Source organism: Kitasatospora sp. NPDC022785 (assembly GCF_055561295.1).
This window is the reverse complement of the sequence record NZ_JBVHHB010000012.1, coordinates 134,331-157,550: the sequence shown is the minus strand read 5'-3', so window position 1 is coordinate 157,550 and position 23,220 is coordinate 134,331. Positions and strand designations below refer to the sequence as shown.

Here is a 23,220-nt window from a genome sequence, read left to right as displayed (position 1 = left end):
CTGACGCTCCAAACTGACACGCGGGAGCTTGGACCCACCAGGCTGAGAGTGCGCCGGTCGACCGTACGCCACGGACTCCGTGGACGGATCGTCGAGGGGGCGCAGACCGCCGGAACCTGTCCGGGTAATGCCGGCGTAGGGAGTATCGGCCATGCCGCCTGCTTCGCCATCCTCTTCTTCGGGCGCGCCCGCGTCCAAGGATTTCCCCGGGTCGTCCCCGGACGTCCACCCCACGGCCGCTGATTCCGACGCGGCCGCCCCCGCCTCCGGTTCCACCGCCGTGCTGGACCGTCCGCAGCGGACCGAGCGGGTCGAGGCGCCGCTCGTCCTGGACACCGCGCCGCCGCGCACGCTCCGCTTCCGGGACCACTTCGCGCTCTGGATGAACCTCGGCGTCAGCCTCATCGGCTTCACCACCGCCGCCACCGTGCTCGGCGCGCAGGGCAGCGAGCTGTCGCTGGCCGCCGCCGTCACCGCGATCGTGGCCGGCACCGTGGCCGGCACGGCGATGCTCGGCGTGGCCGCGCTGATCGGGGCGCGCACCGGCGCGCCGGCGATGGCGAACCTGCGCGGGCTGTTCGGGACGCGGCTCTCGTACGTGCCGACCGTGCTGAACATCGTCCAGTGCATCGGCTGGGGCGTGTACGAGCTGCTGGTCATCGCGATGGGCGCGCAGACCGTGGCGCACACCGAGGGCTACCGCTGGGTGTTCGTCGTGCTGGCCGGTGCGGTGACGACCGCGCTGACCATCTGGCCGCTGGGCGCGATCGCGGTGCTGCGCCGTTTCGTCGCCGCGGCGGTGGCGGTCGCGATGGTGTACTTCACCGTCCAGCTGGGCCGCCACGGCGTGCCGGACCCGGGCGCGGGCAACTGGCACGGCTTCCTGAAGGCCACGGACGCGATGATCGCCGTCTCGATCTCGTTCGTGCCGCTGGCCGCCGACTACACCCGCCACTCGCGTACGCCGCGCGCCGCGTTCTGGGGCAGCTTCTCCGGCTACACCGTCGCCCAGGTCTGGTGCTACGTGCTCGGGCTGTTCGCGCTGCTGCAGTCCGACGGCGACGCCACCAGGATCTTCGACTCGTTCCTGGGCGTCTGGGCCGGCTGGTTCTTCCTGCTGGTCCTGGTGCTGCGCGAGACCGACCAGTCCTTCGCCAACGTGTACTCGACCGCGATGTCGGTCCACAACCTGCTGCCGAAGGTGGACCGCCGGGTGCTCACCGGCGGGACCGGTGTGCTGATCACCGTGCTGGCGCTGCAGATCACCGAGTTCACCGACTCCTACTACGCCTTCCTGGGCCTGATCGGCTCGGTGTTCGTGCCGATGTTCGCGGTGCTGGCGGTGGACTACTTCCTCGGCGCCGGCCGGCGTGGCTGGAACCTCGCCGACGACGCGCCGTCCCGCTGGCTGATGCTGCTGCCGTGGGCGCTCGGCTTCGCGGTGTACCAGCTGATCGCGCCGACCGCGATCGCCGGCTGGTGGACGGACTTCTGGACCTCCGTCCAGGAGGCGCTGCACTTCACGCCCCAGGAGTGGACCTCGGCGTCGCTGTTCGGCTTCCTGGTGCCGGCCCTGGCCACCTGGGCGCTCACCCCGCTGACCCGCCGGTCCGCACCGGCCGGGACCCCTACCGCCTGACCCCGGCCGCCCGAGCGGCGACGGCTCCACCGAAGACGGCCCCGCCGATTGGGGCCGTCTTCGCCTTCGCGTCACTTCCGCCACCTATCGTGGAGGGTGTGACCAGCCCAGACCTCTCCCCGGCAACGGCGCGCACCGCGCCGCCCGTCCAGGTGATCGCCCACCGTGGTTCCTCGCACGCGCTGCCCGAGCACACGCTCGCGGCCTACCGCCGGGCGCTCGAGGAGGGCGCGGACGCCGTCGAGTGCGACGTCCGGGTGACCGCCGACGGGGAGCTCGTCTGCGTCCACGACCGCCGGATCGGCCGGGTCTCGGACGGCCGCGGCACCGTCTCCGCGATGACGCTGGCGCAGCTGGAGGCGCACGACTTCGGCGCGTGGAAGACCGGCGTGCCGAGCGAGGACCCGGAGCTGCGCGGCGTGCTGCGGCTGGAGAGCCTGCTGGAGCTGGTCGCGGACTGCGGACGGCCGGTGGACCTGGCGATCGAGACCAAGCACCCGGTCCGTTTCCGGGGGCGGGTGGAGAGCGAGCTGCTGCGGCTGCTCGACCGGTTCAAGATCGGCGGGGCGCAGCAGGGCGAGGAGCCCCGTGAGGGCGACCGCCCGCAGGCCCGGATCATGAGCTTCTCCTCGCTGGCCCTGACCCGGGTGGCCGCCGCCGCGCCGGAGTACCCGCGGGTCTTCCTGTTCGAGCGGATGCTGGCACTCCAGGGCCGGCTGCGCCCGGGCGCGCCCCTGCCGGGCCGGGCCCGGATCGCCGGGCCGGGCATCGACCTGGTGCGGGCCAGGCCCCGGCTGGTGACGCGGCTGCGCGAGCTGGGCCACCAGGTGCACGTCTGGACCGTGGACGAGCCGGCCGACGTGGAGCTCTGTCTGGAGCTCGGGGTGTCGGCGATCATCACCAACCGCCCGGCGGAGGTGCTGGCCCAGCTCGGCCGGTGATCCCGTTCCGGTTCGTTCGCCCGGCCGCCCCCGCCCGTCGGTCCGCTAATCCCGCCCGCCGGTCGGTCCGCCCGGTCGCCCGCCCGTAAGTCCGCCCGGTCTCGCGCCCATCCGCCGGTCGGTTGATCGTTCCGGGAGGAACGCAAACCTTGCACGATCGTTTGTGCCGGAGATTATCCGTTTTAACGACGGAGGGTGAGCACCGAATCACCTGTCGCGCACCGAGGGTCGCGAGTCTTGAAATGTCCGCGCGGGATCGCCGCGCGGTCGTTTCCGACGCATTACCAAGGGGCATCCATCCCTCGGCATACGCTGAAGGAGGTCCGGGGGTGGCGTTGATGGTGGCGCGTGAAGTGCCGACTTCATCGACCATGGCAGTGCCGCACGGCCCAGCGAGTGTCGGGGTCGCACGGCGCCGACTGCGTCGAGATCTGGGTGACCGGGAGATACCGGAACCGGTCATTGATGATGCTGTTCTGATCCTTTCCGAACTGCTGAGCAATGCCTGTCGATACGCCCGGCCGCTCGGCCCGCTCCTCGCGCTCGGCCGCAGTGCCCGCGCCGAGGTGGTGGACCAGGTGCTGGTCGGCGTCCCCTCCGGGGCCGCCGGTGCAGCGGGCGCCAAGACCCGGGCGCAGGCCCAGCCGGCCGACGGAGAGGCCGACGGCGGCATCCTGGTCCGCTGGCAGATGCACGCGGACGGAATCCTCACCCTGGAGGTGACCGACGGCGGGTCGCAGACCCGGCCGTCCCCGGCCAGCCCGTCGCTGACCTCGCGCGGCGGCCGCGGGCTGGGCATCGTCGGCCGGCTGGCCAGCGACTGGGGCGTGCGCGACGCGCCCGGCGAGGTCACGGTGTGGGCGGCGCTGCCCGCCCGGGCCCGGCACGCCCGGCGCGCAGGCGGTGATGCCCGCAGCGCCTGACCGTCTGCGGACACCCCCGCCCCGCTCGGCGTCCCGGTGCGTGCCCATGTGCCGGGAGAACGTCAGTAGGCTGCCCGGAGCACAACACAACCGTCCCCGGGAGAGCCGCACCATGGGCAAGAAGGCCGCCAGGAAGGCGCCGCAGCGCAGCCAGTCCACCACCGCCGTCACGGGTGAGATCCCCGTGGTCGGGGCCCGCGAGAACTGCCCCTGCGGTTCGGGCCGCCGGTACAAGGCCTGCCACGGCCGGGAGGCCTCGCACGCCGTGCAGGAGCTGGTGCACCGCCCGTTCGAGGGCCTGCCGGGTGAGGCCGACTGGGTGGCGCTGCGCGAGCTGGTGCCGGCCGCGACGGCGCCGCTGACGCTCGCCGCAGGGGTGGCCGAGGCCGCCAACGGTGACGTCCCGTCGGTGACGCTGGCCACCGTCCTGCCGCTGGCCTGGCCGGCGCTGCGCCGCCAGGACGGCTCGATCCTGCTCGGCCTGCAGACCCAGTCCGCCTCCGGCGACCTGAGCCGCGACCTCGCGGACGCCCTGGAGCTGGCGCTGGCCACCGAGCCGGGCACCCCGGTGCCGGCCCGCCGCACCGTCCCGGGCGGCCGCCGCCTGCAGGACCTGCTGGACCTCGACGCCGCCTTCGCGCCCGCCGTGCACACCGGCTTCGAGTTCTGGCTGGAGGACGCCGAGACCGCCACCGGCGAGGTGGCCGCCTCGCTGGAGCGCGCCAACGCCTCGGCGATCCCCACCGAGAAGCTGGACAGCGTCGACTCGGCGTACTGGTGCGGCACCCCGGACAAGAACCACCTGCGCTGGGTGATGACCGTCCCGGAGGAGCAGCTGCTGGACGCGCTGGCCCGGCTGACCGCCGCCGACCGGTCCTCGATCGGCGAGGACACCCGCCTGGTCGGCTCGTTCCGCGCGCACGGCCTGACCGTCCCGGTCTGGGACCTGCCGCTCGCCATGACGGCGGCCGACTGCGAGAAGCCGGCCGCCGAGTTCGCCGAGCGGCTCGCCGCGACGCTGGCCGACGCCACGCCGCTGACCGCCGAGGAGCGGCGCGCCCGGGCGAACCTGGTGAACCGTCAGGTCACCCTGAACTAAAGGCACCCGGGATCCGGGTGATACGCGTCACATTGGCCGTCGGGACCGCAATTTCCGGGCTGTGAAGGCCTCTTGGAAATTGGCGTGGCCGCGGATCCTTGTTACTGTCTAAAGAGTCCGGTCGCTGGTGCATCCCCCGTCGCCAGCGGCCGGATCTTTGTTTTTCCGGATCATCCGGTTCGGCCGCGCCGAGGATCATCCGGTTCGAGCGTGCCCGATCAGTATGCCGAGCGCCCGCTGTCCAGCCGGACCGTCGCCTCGACCAACTCGCCCAGCAGCGGCCCGACCTGGGGCAGCCAGACCCCGCCGTCGGCCGCCGGGCGGGGCGCCAGCACCCAGCGCACCCGGCCGCCCGCCCCGCCGCCGGGCGGCAGCGGCAGGAAGCCGCCCGTCCCGTGGTAGCGCAACGAGCCCGGCACCCAAGGGAGTTGGGCGAGCATCTCGCCGAGCGCCTCAAGTGAGTAGGGGGCGACCAGCAGCGCGTAGCGTCCGGGCAGTGCCAGCACCGGGCCGAGCGGCAGGCGCAGCGCGCCGAGGTAGGCGAGTGCCCGGGCGCCGGCCGCCGCCGGCAGGCTGACCGCCGAGACGGTCCCACCGGTCGCGGCCAGGACGGGCGCGTCCGGGCTCTGCCGCTCCCACCACCACCGCACCATCCGGGCGTCGGTGGTGGCCGCGAGCAGCGGCGGGTCGTGCGGGTGGGCGCCGGGGACGGGGCACTCGGGGTTGCCGCAGGAGCAGGCGCCGCCCAGCACCAGCGTGCCGGGCACGACGGGCCAGCGGTGGTCGACGGCGGCCGCCAGGGCCTCGGCCAGCCGGGCGGCCCGGGCCTCCGAACGGCTGTTCCTCGGGTTCTCACGCATGGCGCTCGTTCCTTTCCGTGACCGCTCGGTTCGCTCCGGGCCCGCCGGCCCGCGTCGGGGTACGCCGCACCGGCCCGGAGAAAAGGGGGCGGGAGGGCACGACGAGCGGCGTGGCGGCGGTGGAGCACGGTGTGGAGCACGACCTGAAAGGACCGCGGATTAGAACAGCCCTTGGAACGAGAATCCCGTATGCGACCGGATGGACGCCGCCCGGGCGCGGTTGGTTCCACCGTACGAGTGAGTGACTTCCGGCCGACCCGGCTCACGGGCGGCGGAAGCATACGATCCGGACGGCCACCGGAGCCGTCCTCACGGTTCTGCCCGTTCTCGGCCGCTCCATGCCCTCGGCACCGACCGGCGCGCGCACAGACGGAACGCGCCCCCAGAGCGGGCTCCGGGGGAGGTGGAACCGGCCGCCCGCGTCGTCACGGATCTGGACATGCCCCGAATGGCCTGTGTAGAAGTGGTGGCATTGCTGTCGATTCAATGACGAGTAGTAGCGAATCGAGGCGAAACGCGCCCTGTGGCCGTCCTCGCTCCACCCGGCCGTACCTGGGGGTTCCGCATGACACGTACCACCGCGTCAGGAGTGGCGGCATGACCGAGTCCCACCCACCGTCGACGTCCTCCGAGCCGGGTGAGCCCTGCGGCGCCAGCGGGCTCTCGGTGCTCGACCATCCGGGCTTCCCCGCCCCCGCCGCCGGGGAGGCCGACGAGCACGCCGGACCGTCCGGGGAGCAGGACGGCCCCGTCGGCGACCAGGGCGGCGTCACCGAGGGCCGCACCGCGCCCCCGTCCGGCGTGCAGGACCGTTTGGCCGGACGGCTGTCCGATTTCACCAGCCTGCACGAGCACACCGAGCTGCTCGCTCGCGCCCGCGGCCTGACCGCCACCCTGGACACCGTGCTGGCCTCCGGCACCGCGCTGCTCGGCGCCCGCCGCGCCCTGCTGGTCACCGCGCTGCCCGGCGGCGGCCCCAGCCAGCCCGTCGGCCACGGCCTGGACCGCGCCAGCCTCGGCTCGCTGGAGACGGTGCCGCCGGACCAGAGCCTGGTCGCCCGGCTGCTGCGCGAACACGACCGCCCGGCCGAGTTGTCCTCCCAGGACCTCGCCGACGACCCCGCGGTCGGCGCCCGGCTGCGCGAGCTCGCCGCCCACCTCGGCCTCGGCGGCTGCTACGGCCTGCCGCTCGCCACCGAGGAGGAGGGCCCGCTGGCCGCCGCCCTCTGGTTCTACGACGAACCCGCCGGGCCCACCGAGCGCCAGCGCGAGCTGGCCCGCCGGTACTGCGAGGTCGCCGCCCCGCTGCTGGCCAAGCAGCTGGACGCGGAGAAGGTCCGGCGCACCACCGAGGCGCTGCGCCGCGGGCTGCTGCCCGACCGCCTCCCGCAGCCCGCCGGGCTCAGGCTGGCCGCCCGGCTGGTCCCGGCCGGCCTGGACCACTCGGCCGGCAGCGACTGGTACGACGCCATCCCGCTGCCGGACGGCACCGTCGGCCTGACCGTGGGCAGCGTCTCCGGCGACGGCCCCGGCGCCGGACCGGGCTCCGCCCCCGGCGCGGCCGCCGCGATGGGCCGGATCCGGGCGGCGCTGCGGGCGTACGCGGTGCTGGAGGGCGAGGACCCGGTCTCCGTCCTCGGGGACCTCGAACTGCTGCTCAAGACCACCGAACCGGCCCGCAGCGCCACCGCCGTCTACGCCTGGGTGGAGCCGGAGGACCGCCGGATCACCCTGGCCGGCGCCGGGCACTGCCCACCGGTGCTGGTCACCCGGTACGGCGCCGAGTTCGTGGAGACCTCGCTCTCCGCGCCGCTCGGCATGCTCTCCTGCTGGGAGGCGCCGGGCGTCGAGCTGACCGCCGAGCGCGGCGACACCCTGCTGCTCTACACCGAGGGCCTGGCCCGCCGCTGCGGCCCGACCCTGCACGCCGGGCAGGCCAACCTGCGCCGGGCCGCCGCCGACGCCCCGCGCGACGTGCGGATCGACCCGGACCGGCTCTGCGCCCACCTGCTGGCCGTCTGCCCCGACCCGGGCGCCGGGCCCGCCACCGACGACCTGATGCTGCTGGCCGCCCGCTTCACGTAGGCACCGGCTCCCGCTGTCATGACCCCGGACAGGCGAGCGGCCGGGCGTCCGTACCATGGACGCACGGCCGCCCACGCGCGTCGCGATCCGACGCGGCCCGGGCGGCACCACGCGCAAGGAGGCGACGTACGTGACCGAGGACCGCACCCCGGCGGTGGCCGAGAACCCCGAGGCCGCCGGCGGCGACGAGACGCCGAAGTTCAAGGGTGGCCGCAAGAACGGCCTCTACTCGGAGGTCTCCGACGAGCTGGCCGCCTCGATGAAGTCCGGCTGGGCCGACACCGAGCTGCACGGCCTCACCCCGGTCGCCCAGGCCCCGTACGCCGCCGAGCGCCGTGCCCGGCTCTCCGCCGCCTACCCCGGCGAGCGCCTCGTCGTCCCGGCCGGCAACCTGCGGGTGCGCGCCAACGACACCGACTACGGCTTCCGCGCCGCCAGCGAGTACGTGCACCTCACCGGTGACCAGACCGAGGACGCGGTGCTGGTCGCCGAGCCCACCGGCGACGCCGGCCACGAGTTCGGGCTCTACCTGCTGCCCCGCTCCGACAGGGAGAACGGCGAGTTCTGGCTGGACGGGTACGGCGAGCTCTGGGTCGGCCGCCGGCACAGCCTCACCGAGCAGCAGCAGCTGCTCGGCCTGCCCGCCCGCGACGTCCGCAAGGCCGCCGACGAGCTGGCCGAGCGGGCCAAGGGCGGCTCCGTCCCGACCCGCATCGTGCGCGGCTACGACGCCGGGCTGGAGGCCGCGCTCGCCGAGGTGCTGGACGCCGACAAGGACGCCGAGCTCAAGGAGTTCCTGAGCGGCCTGCGGCTGGTCAAGGACGAGTGGGAGGTCGGCGAGCTGCGCGCCGCCTGCACCGCCACCGTCAACGGCTTCACCGACGTGGTCCGCGAGCTGGGCCAGGCCGTCGCCACCTCGGAGCGCTGGATCGAGGGCACCTTCTGGCGCCGCGCCCGGGTCGAGGGCAACGACGTCGGCTACGGCTCCATCTGCGCCGCCGGCCCGCACGCCACCACCCTGCACTGGGTCCGCAACGACGGCGAGGTCCGCCCGGGCGAGCTGCTGCTGCTGGACGCCGGCGTGGAGACGCACACCCTCTACACCGCCGACGTCACCCGCACGCTGCCGATCGACGGCCGGTTCAACGAGCTCCAGCGCAAGATCTACGACGCGGTCTACGACGCGCAGGAGGCCGGCATCGCGGCCGTGAAGCCGGGCGCCCGGTTCCGCGACTTCCACGACGCCTCCCAGCGCGTGCTCGCCGAGCGCCTGCTCGCCTGGGGCCTGCTGGACGCCTCGGCGTACGACGTCGAGAAGGTCCTGGAGCTGGGCCTCCAGCGCCGCTGGACCCTGCACGGCACCGGCCACATGCTCGGCCTGGACGTCCACGACTGCGCGCACTCCCGCACCGAGGAGCACGTCGACGCGCTGCTGGTGCCCGGCATGGTGCTCACCGTCGAGCCCGGCCTGTACTTCCAGCAGGACGACCTGACGGTGCCCGAGGAGTACCGCGGCATCGGCGTCCGGATCGAGGACGACATCCTGGTCACCGCCGACGGCAACGAGAACCTCTCGGCCGGCCTCCCCCGGCGCGCCGAGGACGTCGAGGCGTGGATGGCCTCGCTCGCCTGAGCCCGTGGCGACGGTGGTGGCCCGGCTCCCCCGCCTCACGGGGAGCCGGGCCGTCACCGTCGTGGTCAGGACTTCACGGCGGGGTGCAGGACGACCGGCTCGGCGTACAGAGGTCTCCCACGGCACGCGAAAGGCGCCGCGACCGGGGAGAACCCTGCTCGCGGCGCCTCACCGGGCCGAACGGGCGCGCTACTTGACGACCACCCGGACCGGGATGCTGCGGGTGCCGAGCGTGGTGAACGGGCCCTGATCCGGGATCATCAGCGCGTTCGCGGTCACCGGCATCACCCCGGCGCCGTCCTCGCCGGTCAGCCTCATCCGGTACTTCACCGTCACGCTCTGCCCGGGAGCCAGTGCAATGGCACCGGCGGTGGTCGGCTTGCCCGCCGCCGGCTGGGCGATGTCCAGGGGGATCCAGGCGGCACCGTCCTGGCGCTCCATCGCCCCGTGCACGGCCGGCTGGCTTCCGGCGTAGGCCTCCGCGTACACCTGGGGAACGACCGAGCTGAAGTTGGTCTGGCCGGTGTTCTTGAAGGTGACCGAGAAGGCCACCGGGCTGCCGTCGTTCGGCACCTGCTGGCCCGTTCCGAGACCGTCGACGGTGACCGCGACGGCCTGGCCCGTTGCCGCCGGCGGGGCCTGGCGGCCGCTGAGGTCGATGGTGTCGAGGATCGACACCAGGGCCGACTGGTACTCCGGCTTGAGACCGTTCGCGGCGATGAAGACCTGATCGGTCTTCAGACCCCACAGCTGTGCGGTGAACTCGTCCCCGGGCTTGCAGGTGACCTGCCACTGGGTCTTGTTGATCGGCCGCCCGGCCACGATGTCGCGGCTGCGCACCGGCGTGCCGATCTTCATGGGGCCGTCGGGGACGTACGGGTGGCCCCAGACCGGGCAGTAGGGCTGGTGGCTGAAGCCGTCCGGTGCGTCCAGGTCGAACGCCGTGGGCCAGGTCGCGTGTTCGACCTCGTCCGCGGTGAGGTAGGACGCGATCAGCACGCCGTAGGGCGCGCACGTCTGCTCGGCGCCCGCGGGCGCCCCCGGGCTCAGGACGCACACCGAGGTCTGCGACGGGCCGGGCGGCACCACCTTCCACCCCGCCGGTACCTTGAACTTGACGCCACGGAAGGTGTACGGGACGGAGGCCGACTGCGGCGGTGCGCTGCTGGTCGGGGCGGCGGGCGACGTGGCGGTGCCGGCCGGCGTCGCGGGCTCGTCCCCCTCCCCCGGATCGGCCGCCGGGGGCGAGGTGGAGGTCGGGGTCGCGGTCGGGCTCTGCGAGGGCGTCGGCTCCGCCGTCGGGCTCGGGCTCGCCGTGACCGTTTCGGTGGCGGTGGCGCTGGCGGCCGGTCCCGGGTCCTGCTGCCCGGCGACGGAGTCGCCGCGGAATCCGAGCACGCCGAACGCCATCGCGGCGGCCAGGCCGAACAGCGGCACGGCGGCGATGTACGCCGGCCGCAGCCGGCGCACCCGGTTCTTCGGCGGGGCGGACGGGCGGAGGCTGTGCGCGGTGATCTGCGTCGCGCGGGCGTTCATCGCCTCGCGGAGCAGCAGTTCCATCGGGGTTTCGTCCGGCCCGCCACTGTCGCCGCCGGATAGGCGGGGAAGCTTGTCGGTCATCGAACCTTCTCCAGATGCTTTTCCAAGGCGTCCAATGCCCGGCTGGCGGTGGACTTCACGGCGCCCCGGGAGAGCCCCAGGGTCTCGGCTATCTGCGCCTCCGACAGGTCCGACCAGTAGCGCAGCACGAGTACCTCGCGCTGGCGTGGGGTCAGTTCCTGTAGGGCGACCAGGACCCGCCGGTGCTCGTCGTTGAGCACGGCGTGGTCCTCGGCCGACGGCGCATCGGCCTCGTGCGGAGGTACGTATTCGCGGGCCGTCTTCCGGCGCCGCAGCATCGACCGGGCACCGTTGACCACGGAGGTCCGCAGGTACCCGAGCGCGTTGTCCAAGTCCTCCAGCTGCTCCCCGTAGCGCTGGTAGAGCTGGGTGAAGGCCTCCTGGACCACGTCCTCGGCCAGGTCCTGATGGTCGACCAGGAGGACCGCCATCCGTACCAGGCCCAGCCGGTGCGCATGGTAGAGGTCGGTCAGGGTCGGCCGCTCCTCCTCGGCCGCCTGCTTGCGCCCCCCGCGAAGCAGTCGGAAGCCCGAACGGCGCTGCGCCGCCTCCTGCTCCGGGCCCGCGCCGACCGTCGCACCGGCGGCTTCCTGAGCTCCGAAGAAGAGAACGGCCAGCCCGGCGAAGGAGAAGCCGCGGCCCCTCCCGGGTCCCACAATCGGCCCGATGGCCATGGACATGTACGTTCTGCTTTCCCCCAGGACGGCATCCGGCACCAGCCAGCCCGTCAGGACCTGTGATCAAGATCGTGATCTGCGGGAATCCTGCCAGTACCGCTCTTCCGGCCCCGGATGCCCCCCCATATCGATGGACGCGCGGGGGCGCCCGAGGTTGCAGTCGTCCTCGGGGAAATTCCGCACTGGCCGGAACAGCTACACTCACCGCCATCCCGCCACCCGTCAGCAGGGGGTCCCCCATGGCCGAGCAGCAGCAGCCCGACCGGCAGACGACCGGGCCGGTGGCCGTCGCGATCGGGCGGCGGCCGGAGCCGGTCCACGATGTCGCGGTGTACGCCTTCGACGGCATGACACCGTTCGAACTCGGTGTGGTGGTCGAGGTGTTCGGGCTGGCCAGGCCGGAGCTCAGCGGACTGCTGGCGGCCCCCTGGTACGGGCTGAAGGTCTGCGCCGACCGGCCGGGCACCGCCCTGCGGGCCGTCGGCGGCTTCTCGCTCACCGCCCATCACGGCCTCGACGACCTCGCCGCCGCCGACACCGTGGTGATCCCCGGGGTGCCGAACGCCTTCAGCGGCGAGGTCTCCCCCGGCCTGGTCGCCGCGCTGCGCACGGCGCACGAACGCGGCGCCCGGATCGTCTCGATCTGCTCGGGCGCCTTCGCGCTGGCCGCCGCCGGCCTGCTGGACGGCCACGAGGCCACCACGCACTGGCGGTACGCCGAACTGCTCCAGCAGCGTCACCCGTCGGTGCGCGTCAACCCGGACGTCCTCTACGTGGACGGCGGCTCCGTGCTGACGAGCGCCGGCAGCGCCGCCGGCATCGACCTCTGCCTCCACCTGGTCCGCCGCGACCACGGCGCCAAGGTGGCCAACAGCGTCGCCCGCCGCTTCGTGGTGCCGCCCCACCGGGACGGCGGCCAGGCCCAGTTCATCGAGGCCGCGGTCCGGCCGGTCGAGGGGGAGGACGACGGCATCGCCCGCTCCATGCAGTGGGCGATGGACCACCTCTCCTCCCCGCTGACCATCTCCCTGCTGGCCCGCGCCGCCCGGATGTCGGACCGCTCCTACCTGCGCCACTTCACCGCCCGCAACGGCACCAGCCCGATGCGCTGGGTCGTCACCCAGCGCATCGCGGCCAGCCTGCCGCTGCTCGAATCCCCGGACGGCTCGGTGGAGGAGATCGCCACCGCCGTCGGCTTCGAGAGCGCCGCGACCTTCCGCCACCACTTCGGCCGCGTGATGCGCACCTCCCCCACGGCCTACCGCCGCAGCTTCGGCCGTGGGGTGGCCTGAGCGCCGGGACGTTACGCCGACTCGCCGGTTCGGAAGGCCGCGTTGGCGAGCATGGCGTCGTGCAGCCACTGGGCGAGGCCGGGGGCGAGCTGCTCGTAGGTGGCGGTGAACCGCGGGTCGGCGACGTACATCCCGGCGATGCCGCGGTGGATCTCGAAGGTGCAGTCGTAGAAGTTGTCGCAGATGTGCTGCCGGTGGACCTCGGCGAGGTCCATGGCCGGGCCGCCGTCGGCGGGCTCGCCGGCGGTGAAGACCTCGACCAGGCGGGCGTTGAGCGCGTCCGTCTCGGCCTTGATCCGCTCCCAGTCGGCCTTGGCGTAGCCACCGGTGCGCCGCTGGGACTGCGCCCAGGCCGCGGTGTCGCCCCAGCGCTGCTCGGCCTCGGTCTCCCACTCCTCCTTGTAGGACTCACCGAAGAGCTCGAACTTCTCCTCCGGGGTCAGCTGAATACCCATCTTCTCTGCCTCCATGGCGTGTTCGACGGCCGCGGCCAGTTCCTGGAGGTGGGCGATGCGGTCGGTCAGCAGCCGGTGCTGGCGCCGCAGGTGTTCGCTCGGGGTGACCGAGTGGTCGTCCAGGATGGCCGCGATCTCCTCCAGGGGGAACCCGAGTTCGCGGTAGAACAGGATCCGCTGCAGCCGGTCGAGGTCGGCGTCCTGGTACCGGCGGTAGCCGGCCGGGGTCCGGCCCTGGGGGGACAGCAGTCCGATCTCGTCGTAGTGGTGCAGGGCGCGGACGGTGACCCTGGCGATCTTCGCCACCTCACCGACCGAGTATCCGCCGCTCATGCGCCCACCTCGCTGCGCCCGGCAGCCGGTTCGCGAGACGCGCGCCGTGCACCGGCCCGCTCGTTGCGCCCGCTCATACGAGTTGCTCCCTTCTTGCTGACCACGACCCTCCCGCCTCCCGTTGCGTGAGGGTCAAGCCCAGTGTCACGGGCCCCGCGCGCACCGGGGCCGTCAGCCCCGTGCGACTCTCCGAGCAGAGGGCCGCAACCCGGCCCCAGGTTGGACGAAGCCGCCTATTGCCGGGCCAAGGCGGCGGCCGGGACCATGGGCGCCATGACCACCACCCCTGCGCCCCTGGTACGACGGCTGGCCGCGGAGGCGGTCGGCACGACGGCGCTGGCCGCCGTGGTGGTCGGCTCGGGCATCCAGGCCGCCGCACTCAGCTCCGACGGCGCCGTGCGCTTCCTCGCCAACGTCGGCGCCTCCGCGTTCGCCCTGGCGGTGCTGATCGAACTGCTCGGCCCGGTCTCCGGCGGGCACTTCAACCCGCTGGTGACGGCGGGTGCGTGGTGGGGCGGCCGGCGCGACGGCAGCGGGCCGGCGCCGACGCTGCGCGAGCTGGGCGCGTACGCGGCGGCGCAGACGGCCGGCGCGGTGACCGGGACGGGCCTGGCCAACATGATGTTCGGGCGGCCGTTCGCCGAGCCGTCCGGGCACGGCCGGGACGGGACGGCCCTCTGGCTGGGCGAGGTGGTGGCCACCGGAACGCTGATGCTGGTGGTCGTCGGGCTGGCCGGCAGCGGGCGCGGGCGGCTGGTGCCGGCGGCGGTCGGCCTCTGGGTCGGGGCGGCCTGCTGGGCCACCTCCTCGGGCGGGTTCGCCAACCCGGCGGTCACCCTCGGGCGGACGCTGACCGACAGCTACACCGGCATAGCGTTCGGCTCCGTGCCGGGCTTCGTGCTGGCCCAACTGACCGGGGCCGCGGTCGGCGTGGCGCTGGCGGCGGTGCTGTTCGGCCGGTCCCGGGCAGCCCGGCCCACCGCGGTGCCGGACGACGCGCGCCGCCTCGTCGCGGGCTGAGGAGGGCGCCGGACTCCGGCCTACGGAGCCGTCCCCACCAGCGTCCGTTCACGCCGCCGGGCCCCTCGGCCGCGGGCCGCCTCGCCGTCACCGCGGTGCGGACGGCGGCCCCGCCGGGTGGGCCAGAGCAGCACGTACCCGGCCGAGACCACCACGAACGCGAGCCGGACGAGGCCGCGCGCCGCGTCCGACGGGATCAGCAGCGTGCCCCCGTACAGCGCGGCCAGGGCGATCCAGCTCCACCAGGGCACCAGCCGCTTCTGTCCGACCGCGTCCCAGAGCAGGGTGCCGAGCAGGATCGAGGCGGTGTAGTAGGTGTAGACGCTGGGGTCGAGCAGGATCCGGGCGTCCGCCCCCAGCAGCACCACGGCCGGCCAGCGGCCGCGCCAGACGGCGATGGTGCCCAGCCCCAGGCCCAGCGCGAACTGGGTGGGCCGGTCCCACCACGGGGTGGTCGGGTCGGTGACCCCGAACCAGCGCAGCGCCGAGGCCGGCTGGTTGGGGATGGTGAACTTGGCGGCGGCCACCGTGTCCAGATTGCCCAGGTAGAACGGCAGCCAGGCGACGGCCACGAGACCGGCGAACCAGAGCGCGGTCCGCAGCCAGGCCGGCCGCGGCAGGGCGAGGACCAGCGGGGCGAAGGCCAGCGCCCACGGCTTGGAGTCCACCGCCAGCGCCAGGTAGACCGCCACCTGGACGGCCCTGCCGCGGCTCAGCGCGTGCGCGGCGAGCGTGGTGAAGAAGAGCGCCAGCACGTCGTCGAGGTGCGCGAAGCGGACCGAGACCTCCACCCACATCGGGATGAACGCCAGACCGGCTATCAGCAGCCGCTGCTGGAGCCGGCGGTGGTTGGTACCGGTGCCGAGGTAGTACCAGGCGGCGGTGCGGCCCACCAGGACCAGCATCACCAGGCCCAGCCCGGACATCGCGGCCTCGGCCAGCACCTGGCCGGTGTGCGCGGCGAACGGGTCGAAGAGCCGGGCCACGGCCAGGCTGACCGGGCCGATCTGCAGCTCGGGGTGGTGGGCGTAGAGCGAGAGCCCGCCGTCGGCCTGACCGCTGAAGAGCAGTTCTTCGCCCTGGCGCAGGTAGTGCCAGGAGAAGCCGCCGCTGGGCTCGACCAGCAGGAACCAGAGCACCGTCCAGGCGACCAGCAGGACGTGGTGTCTGCGGAGCGGCAGGCCCGCGATCCGCCCGGTGGCGGCCTCGTAGTCGGTCCTGACCCGTGCCGAACGTGCTCCCCGCACCCCTGTACCTCTCCGCGCCGCTCCGCCCCCCTCCGGCCGGTCATCCTATGCGACCCACCGGAAGCGGAAACGCCCCTCGGGTGTCCGGCTGACGGACACCCGAGGGGCGCTTGAGCAGTTCGCCCGGGCCCTGCCCGGTCAGACCAGCCCGGTCAGACCAGCCCGGTCAGACCAGCCCGGTCAGCCCTGCGAGGTGGACTTGCGGCGGCGCAGCACCACGAGGGTGCCGGCACCGGCCGCGAGGACGGCACCGCCGGCGATCGCGATGGCGGTGGTGTCGTCACCGCCACCGGTCTGGGCCAGCGCCTTGTCCGCGTTGTCGGCGGCGGCCTTGGCCTTGGTGACGGCGGCCGGGGTGAGCTTCGGCGCGGTCACGGCCGGAACCGCCACGGGGAAGTCGATCGGCTGCTGCACGTCGCTGCTGCTCGCGGCCGGGGCCGGGGCGGAGCTGGTGGCGGCCTCGCTCGGCGTGGTGGTGGCCGACGGCGAGGCGGTCGCGGTCGACGTGGCCGTCGCGGTGGCCGTTGCCGACGGCGAGGCGGTGGCGGTGGTGGTCGCGGACGGCGAGGCGGTCGCGGTCGTCGTCGCAGACGGCGACGCGGTGGTGGTCGCGGTCGCGGTGGCCGTCGCGGAGGGCGAGGCGGTGGCGGTCGCGGACGGCGAGTGGGTGGCCGTCGGGCTCGGCTTGCCGGTGGTCGGCTTCGCCGTGGTGGGCTTGCCGGTCGGGCTCGGCTTGGTGCCGCCGGCCTTGATGGTGAAGCCGGCGCCGCGGATGCCGTCGCAGCTGAAGTGCCCCTCGCCGACCGGCTCGTGGGTCTTGTCGTCGAGCTGGGCGGAGAACACCACCGGGACCACGCCGGCCTTGCCGAGCGGGGCGTCCTGGGTGAAGGAGACCCGGACCTTGATGGTGAGGTTCTTGCCCTGGTTGACGACCTGGAGGGCGTCATCGGCGACGTTCCCGTCCTGGCCCACGCCGCCGAGCAGGGTGAGCACCGCGTCGTCGTCGGAGTCCCCGCCGCCGGGGGCGACCGAGCCGGGCAGCCACTGGCCGCCGGGCAGCTGGTACTCGACCTTGAGGTCGCCCGCCTCCAGGCTGCCCTCGCGGTTCTTGAACTTGAGCAGCGGGATGAGGGCGAAGTCGTGCTTGGTCGAGTTGTCGATCTTGAACGTGAACTCGCGGGCGTCACCACCCGCGATGAAGGTGTCCGGCACGCCGTGCACGGACAGGTCGAGGCTCTGGTGCCCGGCCTTGTCGGCCTGCGGCACGGCCGCGGCGGACGGGGAGCCGGTGGTTCCGACGGCGGCGGCACCCTGGGCACCGGCCAGCACCATCGAGGAGGCGAGCGCGGCGGCGCCGGCGAGGGCAAGACTGCGACGTATGGACATGGGCAAGGAAGACCTCACGAGAGTGTCCGGGCGCGGCCCGGGGGCGCGGCAGGGTGGGCTGTCCGAACAGCGGTCCCCCCGCGAAGCTGAAAGTCCGACGGAGACTACCGAAGGACCGACCCGCCCCGGAAGGCGGGTGCCACGCTTCGTACACGCCTCCGGCCGTGCCCTGTCCAATTGGCCCAACTCCGTCACCTGACATGGCTTTTGCACCACCCTGCGGCATGGCCCCAGCGTGGCCGGCACACGCCCGGAGGGGCCGTCCCGAACGGCCGCCGGGCCGGGCGCGCGGCTCAGCCGGCGAAGAACGACTCGGCGGCGACCAGCGCCTGCTCGTCCTTCAGCACGTCCCCCGGGCGAGTGCCGTTGCCGAGCAGCGCGCCGCCCCAGCGCATGCCCATGTAGTCCGCGCAGAGCCGCAGGGTGCCGATCAGCGGGTCGGCCTTGTCGGGCTCGGTCGCGAGGGCGGTGACGGACCAGACGGTACCGCCGGCCATCCGGGCACGGAAGTCCGCGCCGGGCACCCGCAGCCAGGCCGACCAGTGGTCGAGGTAGAGCTTGGCGTTGGTCGGCAGCGAATACCAGTACAGCGGCGCGACGAAGACGAGGTCGGTCGCGGCCAGCGTGGCGTCCAGCAGGGTGCGCTCGTGCCCCGCCGCCTCGCGGAAGCCGCCGTCGCCGGTGTGCCGGCGGTCCTCGAACGGCGGCAGCGGGTGGTCGCTCAGCCGCAGCCAGCGCTGCTCCGCGCCGGCCGGCAGGCTCGCCTCGGCGGCGATCCGGGCGAGCTGCTCGGAGTTGCTGCCCGCCCGCGAGCCCGCGACCAGGAAGAGGAAGCTGCGCGGCACTTCGGCAGCGGCGTGCTGCTCGGACATCGGGACCCCCGTGGCTGTGTCGGTCGGCAAAGGGTTCGAGTCTACGACCGGGCCGACGGCACCTGCCGGTCGGTGTACAGGTGCAGCAGCTCCCCGAGCGTCGGGTCCCGGCGCAGGCCCTGGTCGGTCAGGCCGAGCCGGGCGGCGACCCCGCGGGAGCCGGCGTTGTGGGTGTGGATCCAGGCCGCCACCGGCACCTCCGGCGCGTGCCGGTGGGCGGCGTCGATCGCGGCCCGGGACAGCTCGGTGGCGTAGCCGCGGCCCCAGTGCGCCGGGTCCAGCCGGTAGTAGAGGTTCCAGAAACCGGAGTCGGGCTGGAAGGCGACGCCGCCGACGCCGACCACCGTGCCGTCGGCGGGCAGCCGGGCCGTCCAGTAGCCGAGTCCGCCCGACTCCCAGCGCCCGACGGCCCGTTCGATCCAGGCCCGGGTGGTCCCCTCGTCCCGGTGCCGCCCCTCGGGCACGTGGCTCCAGGTCCGGGGGTCGGTGTTGATCCGGAACAGCGCGGCGAGGTCGTCGGCGCAGACCGCGCGCAGCTCCAGCCGGCCGGTGCGGACCAGCCACGGCTCCTCGGAACGGGGTTCGTGTGTGAGCGTCACGCCGCGATCGTAGGCAGCCGGTACGGCGCCGGGCACCGGGATTTCGCGCCGGGTCCTGGCGCGGGGTCCTGGCGCGGAGTCTTGGCGCCGGGTTGTCGCACCGGGTCCTGGCACCGGCTTCGCACCGGCTCTTCGCACCGGCTCTTCGCCTTGTGGCCGATGAGGTCCGCTACTCCGGGAGCCCGGCCCGGCGGCGGGCGACGGCCGCGACGGCGGCCCAGTCCTTCTCGCCGTCCCCGTGCGCGAGCGCGTCGAGGAAGGCGTCCCGCAGGATGCTGCCGAAGGGCAGCGGCACGTGGGCGTCGGCACCCGCGGTGAGCGCGAGGTTGACGTCCTTGAGGCCGAGCGGCAGCCGGAAGCCGGCCGGTTCGTAGCGGCGCTCGGCGACCATCGCGCCGTAGCCGGAGTAGACCGGGCCGGGGAAGAGCGTGCCGCTGAGCATCTCGATCAGGTCGGCCGGCCGGACGCCGTTGGCCTCGGCCAGGCTGCACGCCTCGGCCATCGACTCGATCGCGCAGGCCAGGAGGAAGTTGGCGCTGATCTTGGCGGTGTTGGCCTGCGGCGGGCGCTCGCCGAAGTACCACGTCCGCCGGCCCATCGCGGCGAGCAGCGGCTCCGCGGCGGCGAGTGCCGCGGTGCTCCCGGCGGCCAGGACGTTGAGCTCGCCGGCCGCCGCCACCGGGGGCCGGCCGAGCACGGGTGCGGCGACGTAGCCGAGGCCGTGCTCGGCGTGCAGGGCCGCGGCGCGCTCGGCGAGCGCCACCGAGACCGTGGCCATGTTGACGTGGACGGACGCCGCGGCGCCGGCCAGCAGCGCCGGGTCGAGCAGCAGCCGCTCGACCGCCTCGTCGTTGGCGAGCATGGAGACCACCGCCTCGGCGGCGAAGGCGTCTGCCGGACCGTCGGCGGCCTCCGCGCCCTGGGCCACCAGCGCGGCCACCGGCCCGGGCGAACGGTTCCAGACCCGGACCACGTGGCCGGCCCGCAGCAGGCTGGCGGCCATGCCCTGCCCCATCGCGCCGAGCCCCACGAACCCGACCGTCATCCCGGACATCGCACACTCCCGTCATCGCCACGGCGCCCTGCCGCCCGTCGCCCGTTCACGATCCGACGCGCCCGACTGTACGTCAGGCCGGCCCCGCGCCGGGGTTCATGCGCGCCCGGGCGGGACGCACCGCCCGCTCAGGCGACCGCCCGCGCCGGCAGCGCGGAGACCGGGGACAGGCCCGCCTCCAGCTCGGCGATCACCCGGTGGCGCAGCAGCTCGTACTGGGCCTGGAGCCGGCCGGGGCGCTGCGGTCGGGCGACCGGTCGGCCAGGGCCGACCCGCTCGTCCGGGCCGAACTGCTCGCGGGTGAGGTCGATCTCGACGCCGGTGGCGAACCTGTTCCACCAGTGGAGGTCCGTCCGGACCCCGCCGACGTGCACCTCGCCCATCATCAGCTCGCCGCCCAGCAGGTCGTGCAGCACCATCGCCGTCACCCCGCACTGGCCGCGGGCGGGATTGTCGGGACGCCAGTGGGCCAAGTCCTCGGGCGCACAGGTGTCGACACCCCAGGAGGAGCGGATCGCACGTTCGATGTCGTTGAGGGTCCACGCCGTCATACCGGGAAGCCTGCCACGGGCCACTGACAGCGGCACCCGGCTTTTCAGTCGGCGACCCCCTGTTCTGCGCCGACTTTCTCGATCTTCACCCGTACGAGCAGTTCGCCCGGCACGCCGTTGCGGGCCCCGTACTGCTCGGCACGGTGCTCGCCCATGTACCGGGCGGCGATCCGGGTGGCCCAGCTGCGCACCTCGGCCAGGTCGTCGCTGAGCCGGGCGGTGCCCTGGACCAGGACGCGGGCGAACGGGGGCCGCTCGTCGTCTACGCAGATCATCACCCGGCCGTCGCGGGCCAGGGTCCGGCCCTTGACGGTGTCGGCACCGGTGTTGAAGAGGATCTCGTCGCCCTCCAGCAGGAACCAGACCGGCGCGACGTGCGGGCGGCCGTCGGCCCGGGTGGTGGCGATCTTGGCGGTTCGGGTGCCGGCGGAGAGGAAGGCGCGCCACTCGGCCTCGGTCATGTGTGCCATGCGGACATCCTGACCGCTCCGGTACGGCGCCGCACCGGTTTCCGGGCGGGTCCCGTGCACTCGGGGTCCCCCGTACGCGGGGTTCCCCCACTCGGGGTCCCCGCTACGGGGAGCTCCCGGTACCCGGGTGGCGGGCGAGGGGTCGCGGGCGGGCGACGACGCGGTGGCCGGTGCGCCGGGACGGTCGGGGGGCCGCCCCGGCGCACCGGCCGGCTGCTCACCGGCCTCGCGCCGGCCAGCCGCGCCGCCCGCGCCGCCCGCTGCTACTTGGCGAGCTCGGCCACGCCCGCCTGGGCGAACTGCTCGTCGAGGTCACCGCTGGGCGCGCCCGCGACCCCGATCGCCGCGATCGGCGCGCCCTTGGCCTGGACGGGGGCGCCGCCGGCCAGGAACAGCGTGCCGGGGATGTCCTTGAGGTTCGGCGCCTGGGCGAGGCGCTTGGCCAGCTCGGAGGTCGGCGCGTTCCAGGAGACGGCCGTGAACGCCTTGCGCTCGGCGGACTCCGGCGACTGCGGGCCGGCCCCGTCGCCCTTGAGCAGCACCCGGGTGACGCCGTCGCGGTCCACCACGGCGACGGAGACGTGCTGGCCGGCCTTGGTGGCCGCGTTCAGGGTGGCCTCGGCGGCCTTGGTGGCGGCCTCGATGGTCAGACCGGTGGTCTGGGTGAGGTTCTTGTTCTGGGTGTCGGCCGTCACCGCGGTGGCGGCGGCCGGGGCCTCGGTGGTCTCGGCGCTGGCCGAGACGGCACCGACGGTGGCGGCCGCCAGCGCGGCGACGGCGACGGTACCGGTCAGCACGCGGGTGCGCACGGAGGTCTTCTTCATGGTCCAGCTCCTCGTCGGATCGGTCGGGGGCCACGGCCGGAACCAGGGGACCGGATCGGGCTCGGCGGCTTCGGTACCGATCCTCCGGCCGCGGACTCCCTCCCCACATCGACGGTCCGGCCGCCGCCCGCGCGCATGATGGATGACGAACCCGTCAACCGATCGGCTGATGCGCGCCCCGGCCGGACGGGTCACCATCGAGGGATCGGCGCAGGTCAGCCGGCCCGTACGCGGCCCGGGAAGGTCCCCGCCGACCCTGGGACGGTCCCGGCCGACCCGGGCGGGGAAGGTCCCGCCGGCCCCGGGAAGGTCCCCGGCCGGCCCGGGTGGCGCGGCAACCGCCGCGTTCGGAAGCGGAGTGAGGAGCGAGCACGTGGAGCAGCCCGAGCCCGCCGCCGCGCCCGGAGCCGCCGCCGGTGATCCGGACGCCGGCCGGCTGGCCGTCCTGCTCGACTCCGCCTTCCTGCTGCTGCTCGCCACCTCGCTCGGCCGCTACCTCGGCCACCACCCCGGCAGCCCGCGCATCCCCTGGGTGATCGGCCTCGGCCTCGCCCTGGCCGTCGCCCAGCCGGCCGGCTCCTGGCTGGCGCACCGCCACCCGCCCGCCCCGGGGCAGCGCCGCCCGCTCTGGCCGCTGGCCCTGGTGGTGGCGCTCTGGGCGGTGCTGGTGCTGCTGGCGCCGAGCTTCGCCTGGTGCGCCGTCCCGCTCGTCTACACGGCCCTGCGCACCCTGCCCGCCCGGGCGGCGATCCCGCTGGTCGCGGCGCTCACGCTGCTGGTGGTGGTCGGCGAGGTCCGGCTGGGCGGTGTGGACGCCAACCTGATCCTGTTGCCGCCCGCCGTGGCCGCGCTGGCCACCGGCGTCTTCCTCTTCATGGAGCGGCAGGCCGAGCGGCAGCGCGCGCTGATCCGCGACCTGCGCCGCACCCGGCGCGAACTCGCCGCCACCGAGCGGCGGGAGGGCACCCTGGCCGAGCGCGAGCGGCTGGCCATGGAGATCCACGACACCCTGGCACAGGGCCTCTCCAGCCAGCAGATGCTGCTCCAGGCCGCCGACCGCACCTGGGACGCCGACCCGGCGACGGCCCGCACCCACGTCCGGACCGCCGCCGAGGTGGCGGCCCGCAACCTCGCCGAGGCCCGCCGCTTCGTCCACGACCTCGCGCCCGCCGAACTCGCCGACGGCCGCACGCTGGACCAGGCGCTGCGCGCGCTCGCCGAGCGGGAGTCCGCCGAGAGCGGCCTGCCGGTCCGCTTCCACCTGGACGGCGCCGCGGTGCCGCTGCCGGCCGCCGCCCAGTCCGCGCTGCTGCGGATCGCCCAGGGCGCGCTGGCCAACGTCCGTGAGCACGCGGGCGCCTCGGCCGTCGCGCTGACCCTCTCCTTCCTCGGCGACCAGGCCGTCCTGGACATCGCCGACAACGGCCGGGGCTTCCGGGCCGACGGGCCGGCCGGCGGTGCCCGGCCCGTCGCCCGGCCCGACAGCGGGCGCGGCCACGGACTTCCCGCGATGCGGGCCCGGCTGCGCCAGCTCGGTGGCACCCTGACCGTCGAGAGCACACCCGGCGAGGGCACCGTCGTCTCGGCCGCCATCCCGCTGGAGCCCCGACGAGCCCCCCTGGAGCCCCGATGAACGAGCG

At 74.3% G+C, this 23,220-nt stretch carries 21 protein-coding genes; 9 read left to right on the top strand and 12 right to left on the bottom strand.

Annotated elements, in window-relative coordinates; all coding sequences use genetic code 11:
• The first annotated feature begins 151 nt into the window (after positions 1-151).
• From ACZ3YO_RS20940 to ACZ3YO_RS20925, 4 genes are all read left to right on the top strand, one after another.
• A complete protein-coding gene (locus ACZ3YO_RS20940; RefSeq protein ID WP_465571272.1) occupies positions 152-1,639 on the top strand; it encodes a purine-cytosine permease family protein in 1,488 nt (495 codons plus the stop codon).
• A 98-nt stretch (positions 1,640-1,737) separates the two neighbouring features.
• Positions 1,738-2,580, top strand: a complete 843-nt coding sequence (locus ACZ3YO_RS20935) for a glycerophosphodiester phosphodiesterase family protein (RefSeq protein ID WP_465571269.1) — start codon at positions 1,738-1,740, stop codon at positions 2,578-2,580.
• 329 nt (positions 2,581-2,909) lie between these two features.
• Positions 2,910-3,503 (top strand): ATP-binding protein, encoded by a 594-nt coding sequence (locus ACZ3YO_RS20930; RefSeq protein WP_396324128.1) that lies wholly within the window; start codon positions 2,910-2,912, stop codon positions 3,501-3,503.
• Between the two features lie 112 nt (positions 3,504-3,615).
• Complete coding sequence (locus tag ACZ3YO_RS20925; RefSeq protein WP_465571267.1) at positions 3,616-4,602, top strand: DUF5926 family protein; 987 nt, start codon at positions 3,616-3,618, stop codon at positions 4,600-4,602.
• A gap of 218 nt (positions 4,603-4,820) precedes the next feature.
• Here the strand turns inward: ACZ3YO_RS20925 and ACZ3YO_RS20920 are convergent, their stop codons facing one another.
• Positions 4,821-5,462: a bifunctional DNA primase/polymerase gene (locus ACZ3YO_RS20920; protein WP_465571265.1), complete on the bottom strand. Its 642-nt coding sequence runs from the start codon at positions 5,460-5,462 to the stop codon at positions 4,821-4,823.
• Positions 5,463-6,059: 597 nt separating this feature from the next.
• On the opposite strand from ACZ3YO_RS20920, the gene ACZ3YO_RS20915 reads away from it, so the two are divergent.
• Both ACZ3YO_RS20915 and ACZ3YO_RS20910 read left to right on the top strand, forming a co-directional pair.
• Positions 6,060-7,547: a PP2C family protein-serine/threonine phosphatase gene (locus tag ACZ3YO_RS20915; RefSeq protein ID WP_465571262.1), complete on the top strand. Its 1,488-nt coding sequence runs from the start codon at positions 6,060-6,062 to the stop codon at positions 7,545-7,547.
• 130 nt (positions 7,548-7,677) lie between these two features.
• A complete protein-coding gene (locus ACZ3YO_RS20910) occupies positions 7,678-9,180 on the top strand; it encodes an aminopeptidase P family protein (protein ID WP_465571259.1) in 1,503 nt (500 codons plus the stop codon).
• Positions 9,181-9,369: 189 nt separating this feature from the next.
• Here ACZ3YO_RS20910 and ACZ3YO_RS20905 read toward each other — a convergent pair whose 3' ends face one another.
• Entirely contained in the window at positions 9,370-10,800 is a 1,431-nt protein-coding gene (locus tag ACZ3YO_RS20905; RefSeq protein ID WP_465571256.1) for a hypothetical protein, read from the bottom strand.
• Entirely contained in the window at positions 10,797-11,480 is a 684-nt protein-coding gene (locus ACZ3YO_RS20900; RefSeq protein ID WP_465548644.1) for an RNA polymerase sigma factor, read from the bottom strand. The genes ACZ3YO_RS20905 and ACZ3YO_RS20900 overlap by 4 nt, the downstream gene beginning before the upstream one ends.
• Positions 11,481-11,716: 236 nt before the next feature.
• Here ACZ3YO_RS20900 and ACZ3YO_RS20895 point away from each other — a divergent pair, with 236 nt between their 5' ends.
• Positions 11,717-12,769, top strand: a complete 1,053-nt coding sequence (locus ACZ3YO_RS20895; RefSeq protein ID WP_465548643.1) for a helix-turn-helix domain-containing protein — start codon at positions 11,717-11,719, stop codon at positions 12,767-12,769.
• An 11-nt stretch (positions 12,770-12,780) separates the two neighbouring features.
• Here ACZ3YO_RS20895 and ACZ3YO_RS20890 read toward each other — a convergent pair whose 3' ends face one another.
• Positions 12,781-13,557, bottom strand: coding sequence for a MerR family transcriptional regulator (locus tag ACZ3YO_RS20890; RefSeq protein ID WP_465571252.1), 777 nt, complete (start codon positions 13,555-13,557; stop codon positions 12,781-12,783).
• Between the two features lie 273 nt (positions 13,558-13,830).
• Here ACZ3YO_RS20890 and ACZ3YO_RS20885 point away from each other — a divergent pair, with 273 nt between their 5' ends.
• Positions 13,831-14,577: an aquaporin gene (locus ACZ3YO_RS20885; RefSeq protein WP_465571250.1), complete on the top strand. Its 747-nt coding sequence runs from the start codon at positions 13,831-13,833 to the stop codon at positions 14,575-14,577.
• A gap of 20 nt (positions 14,578-14,597) precedes the next feature.
• On the opposite strand, the gene ACZ3YO_RS20880 is transcribed toward ACZ3YO_RS20885, so the two are convergent.
• The 8 genes from ACZ3YO_RS20880 to ACZ3YO_RS20845 all read right to left on the bottom strand — a co-directional run bounded on the left by ACZ3YO_RS20880 (position 14,598) and on the right by ACZ3YO_RS20845 (position 21,580).
• Positions 14,598-15,824 carry a hypothetical protein gene (locus ACZ3YO_RS20880; RefSeq protein WP_465571247.1) on the bottom strand — a complete coding sequence of 409 codons (1,227 nt, stop codon included), beginning with the start codon at positions 15,822-15,824 and terminating at the stop codon, positions 14,598-14,600.
• A 180-nt stretch (positions 15,825-16,004) separates the two neighbouring features.
• On the bottom strand, positions 16,005-17,210 hold the full coding sequence (locus tag ACZ3YO_RS20875) for an LPXTG cell wall anchor domain-containing protein (protein WP_465571245.1): 1,206 nt from the start codon (positions 17,208-17,210) through the stop codon (positions 16,005-16,007).
• Positions 17,211-17,503: 293 nt separating this feature from the next.
• Entirely contained in the window at positions 17,504-18,055 is a 552-nt protein-coding gene (locus tag ACZ3YO_RS20870) for a flavodoxin family protein (RefSeq protein ID WP_465571435.1), read from the bottom strand.
• 68 nt (positions 18,056-18,123) lie between these two features.
• Positions 18,124-18,681: a GNAT family N-acetyltransferase gene (locus tag ACZ3YO_RS20865; protein ID WP_465571242.1), complete on the bottom strand. Its 558-nt coding sequence runs from the start codon at positions 18,679-18,681 to the stop codon at positions 18,124-18,126.
• 169 nt (positions 18,682-18,850) lie between these two features.
• Positions 18,851-19,735, bottom strand: coding sequence for an NAD(P)-dependent oxidoreductase (locus ACZ3YO_RS20860; RefSeq protein WP_465548637.1), 885 nt, complete (start codon positions 19,733-19,735; stop codon positions 18,851-18,853).
• A gap of 128 nt (positions 19,736-19,863) precedes the next feature.
• Positions 19,864-20,286 (bottom strand): YunG family protein, encoded by a 423-nt coding sequence (locus ACZ3YO_RS20855; protein WP_465571239.1) that lies wholly within the window; start codon positions 20,284-20,286, stop codon positions 19,864-19,866.
• 44 nt (positions 20,287-20,330) lie between these two features.
• Positions 20,331-20,747 (bottom strand): PPOX class F420-dependent oxidoreductase, encoded by a 417-nt coding sequence (locus tag ACZ3YO_RS20850; RefSeq protein ID WP_396324130.1) that lies wholly within the window; start codon positions 20,745-20,747, stop codon positions 20,331-20,333.
• Positions 20,748-21,019: 272 nt separating this feature from the next.
• The gene (locus ACZ3YO_RS20845) at positions 21,020-21,580 is read right to left on the bottom strand and encodes a GlcG/HbpS family heme-binding protein (protein ID WP_465571236.1); all 561 of its coding nucleotides are present in this window, start codon (positions 21,578-21,580) and stop codon (positions 21,020-21,022) included.
• Positions 21,581-21,953: 373 nt separating this feature from the next.
• Between ACZ3YO_RS20845 and ACZ3YO_RS20840 the strand changes: the two genes are divergently transcribed.
• Positions 21,954-23,213, top strand: a complete 1,260-nt coding sequence (locus ACZ3YO_RS20840) for a sensor histidine kinase (RefSeq protein ID WP_465571234.1) — start codon at positions 21,954-21,956, stop codon at positions 23,211-23,213.
• The last annotated feature ends 7 nt before the right edge of the window (positions 23,214-23,220 follow it).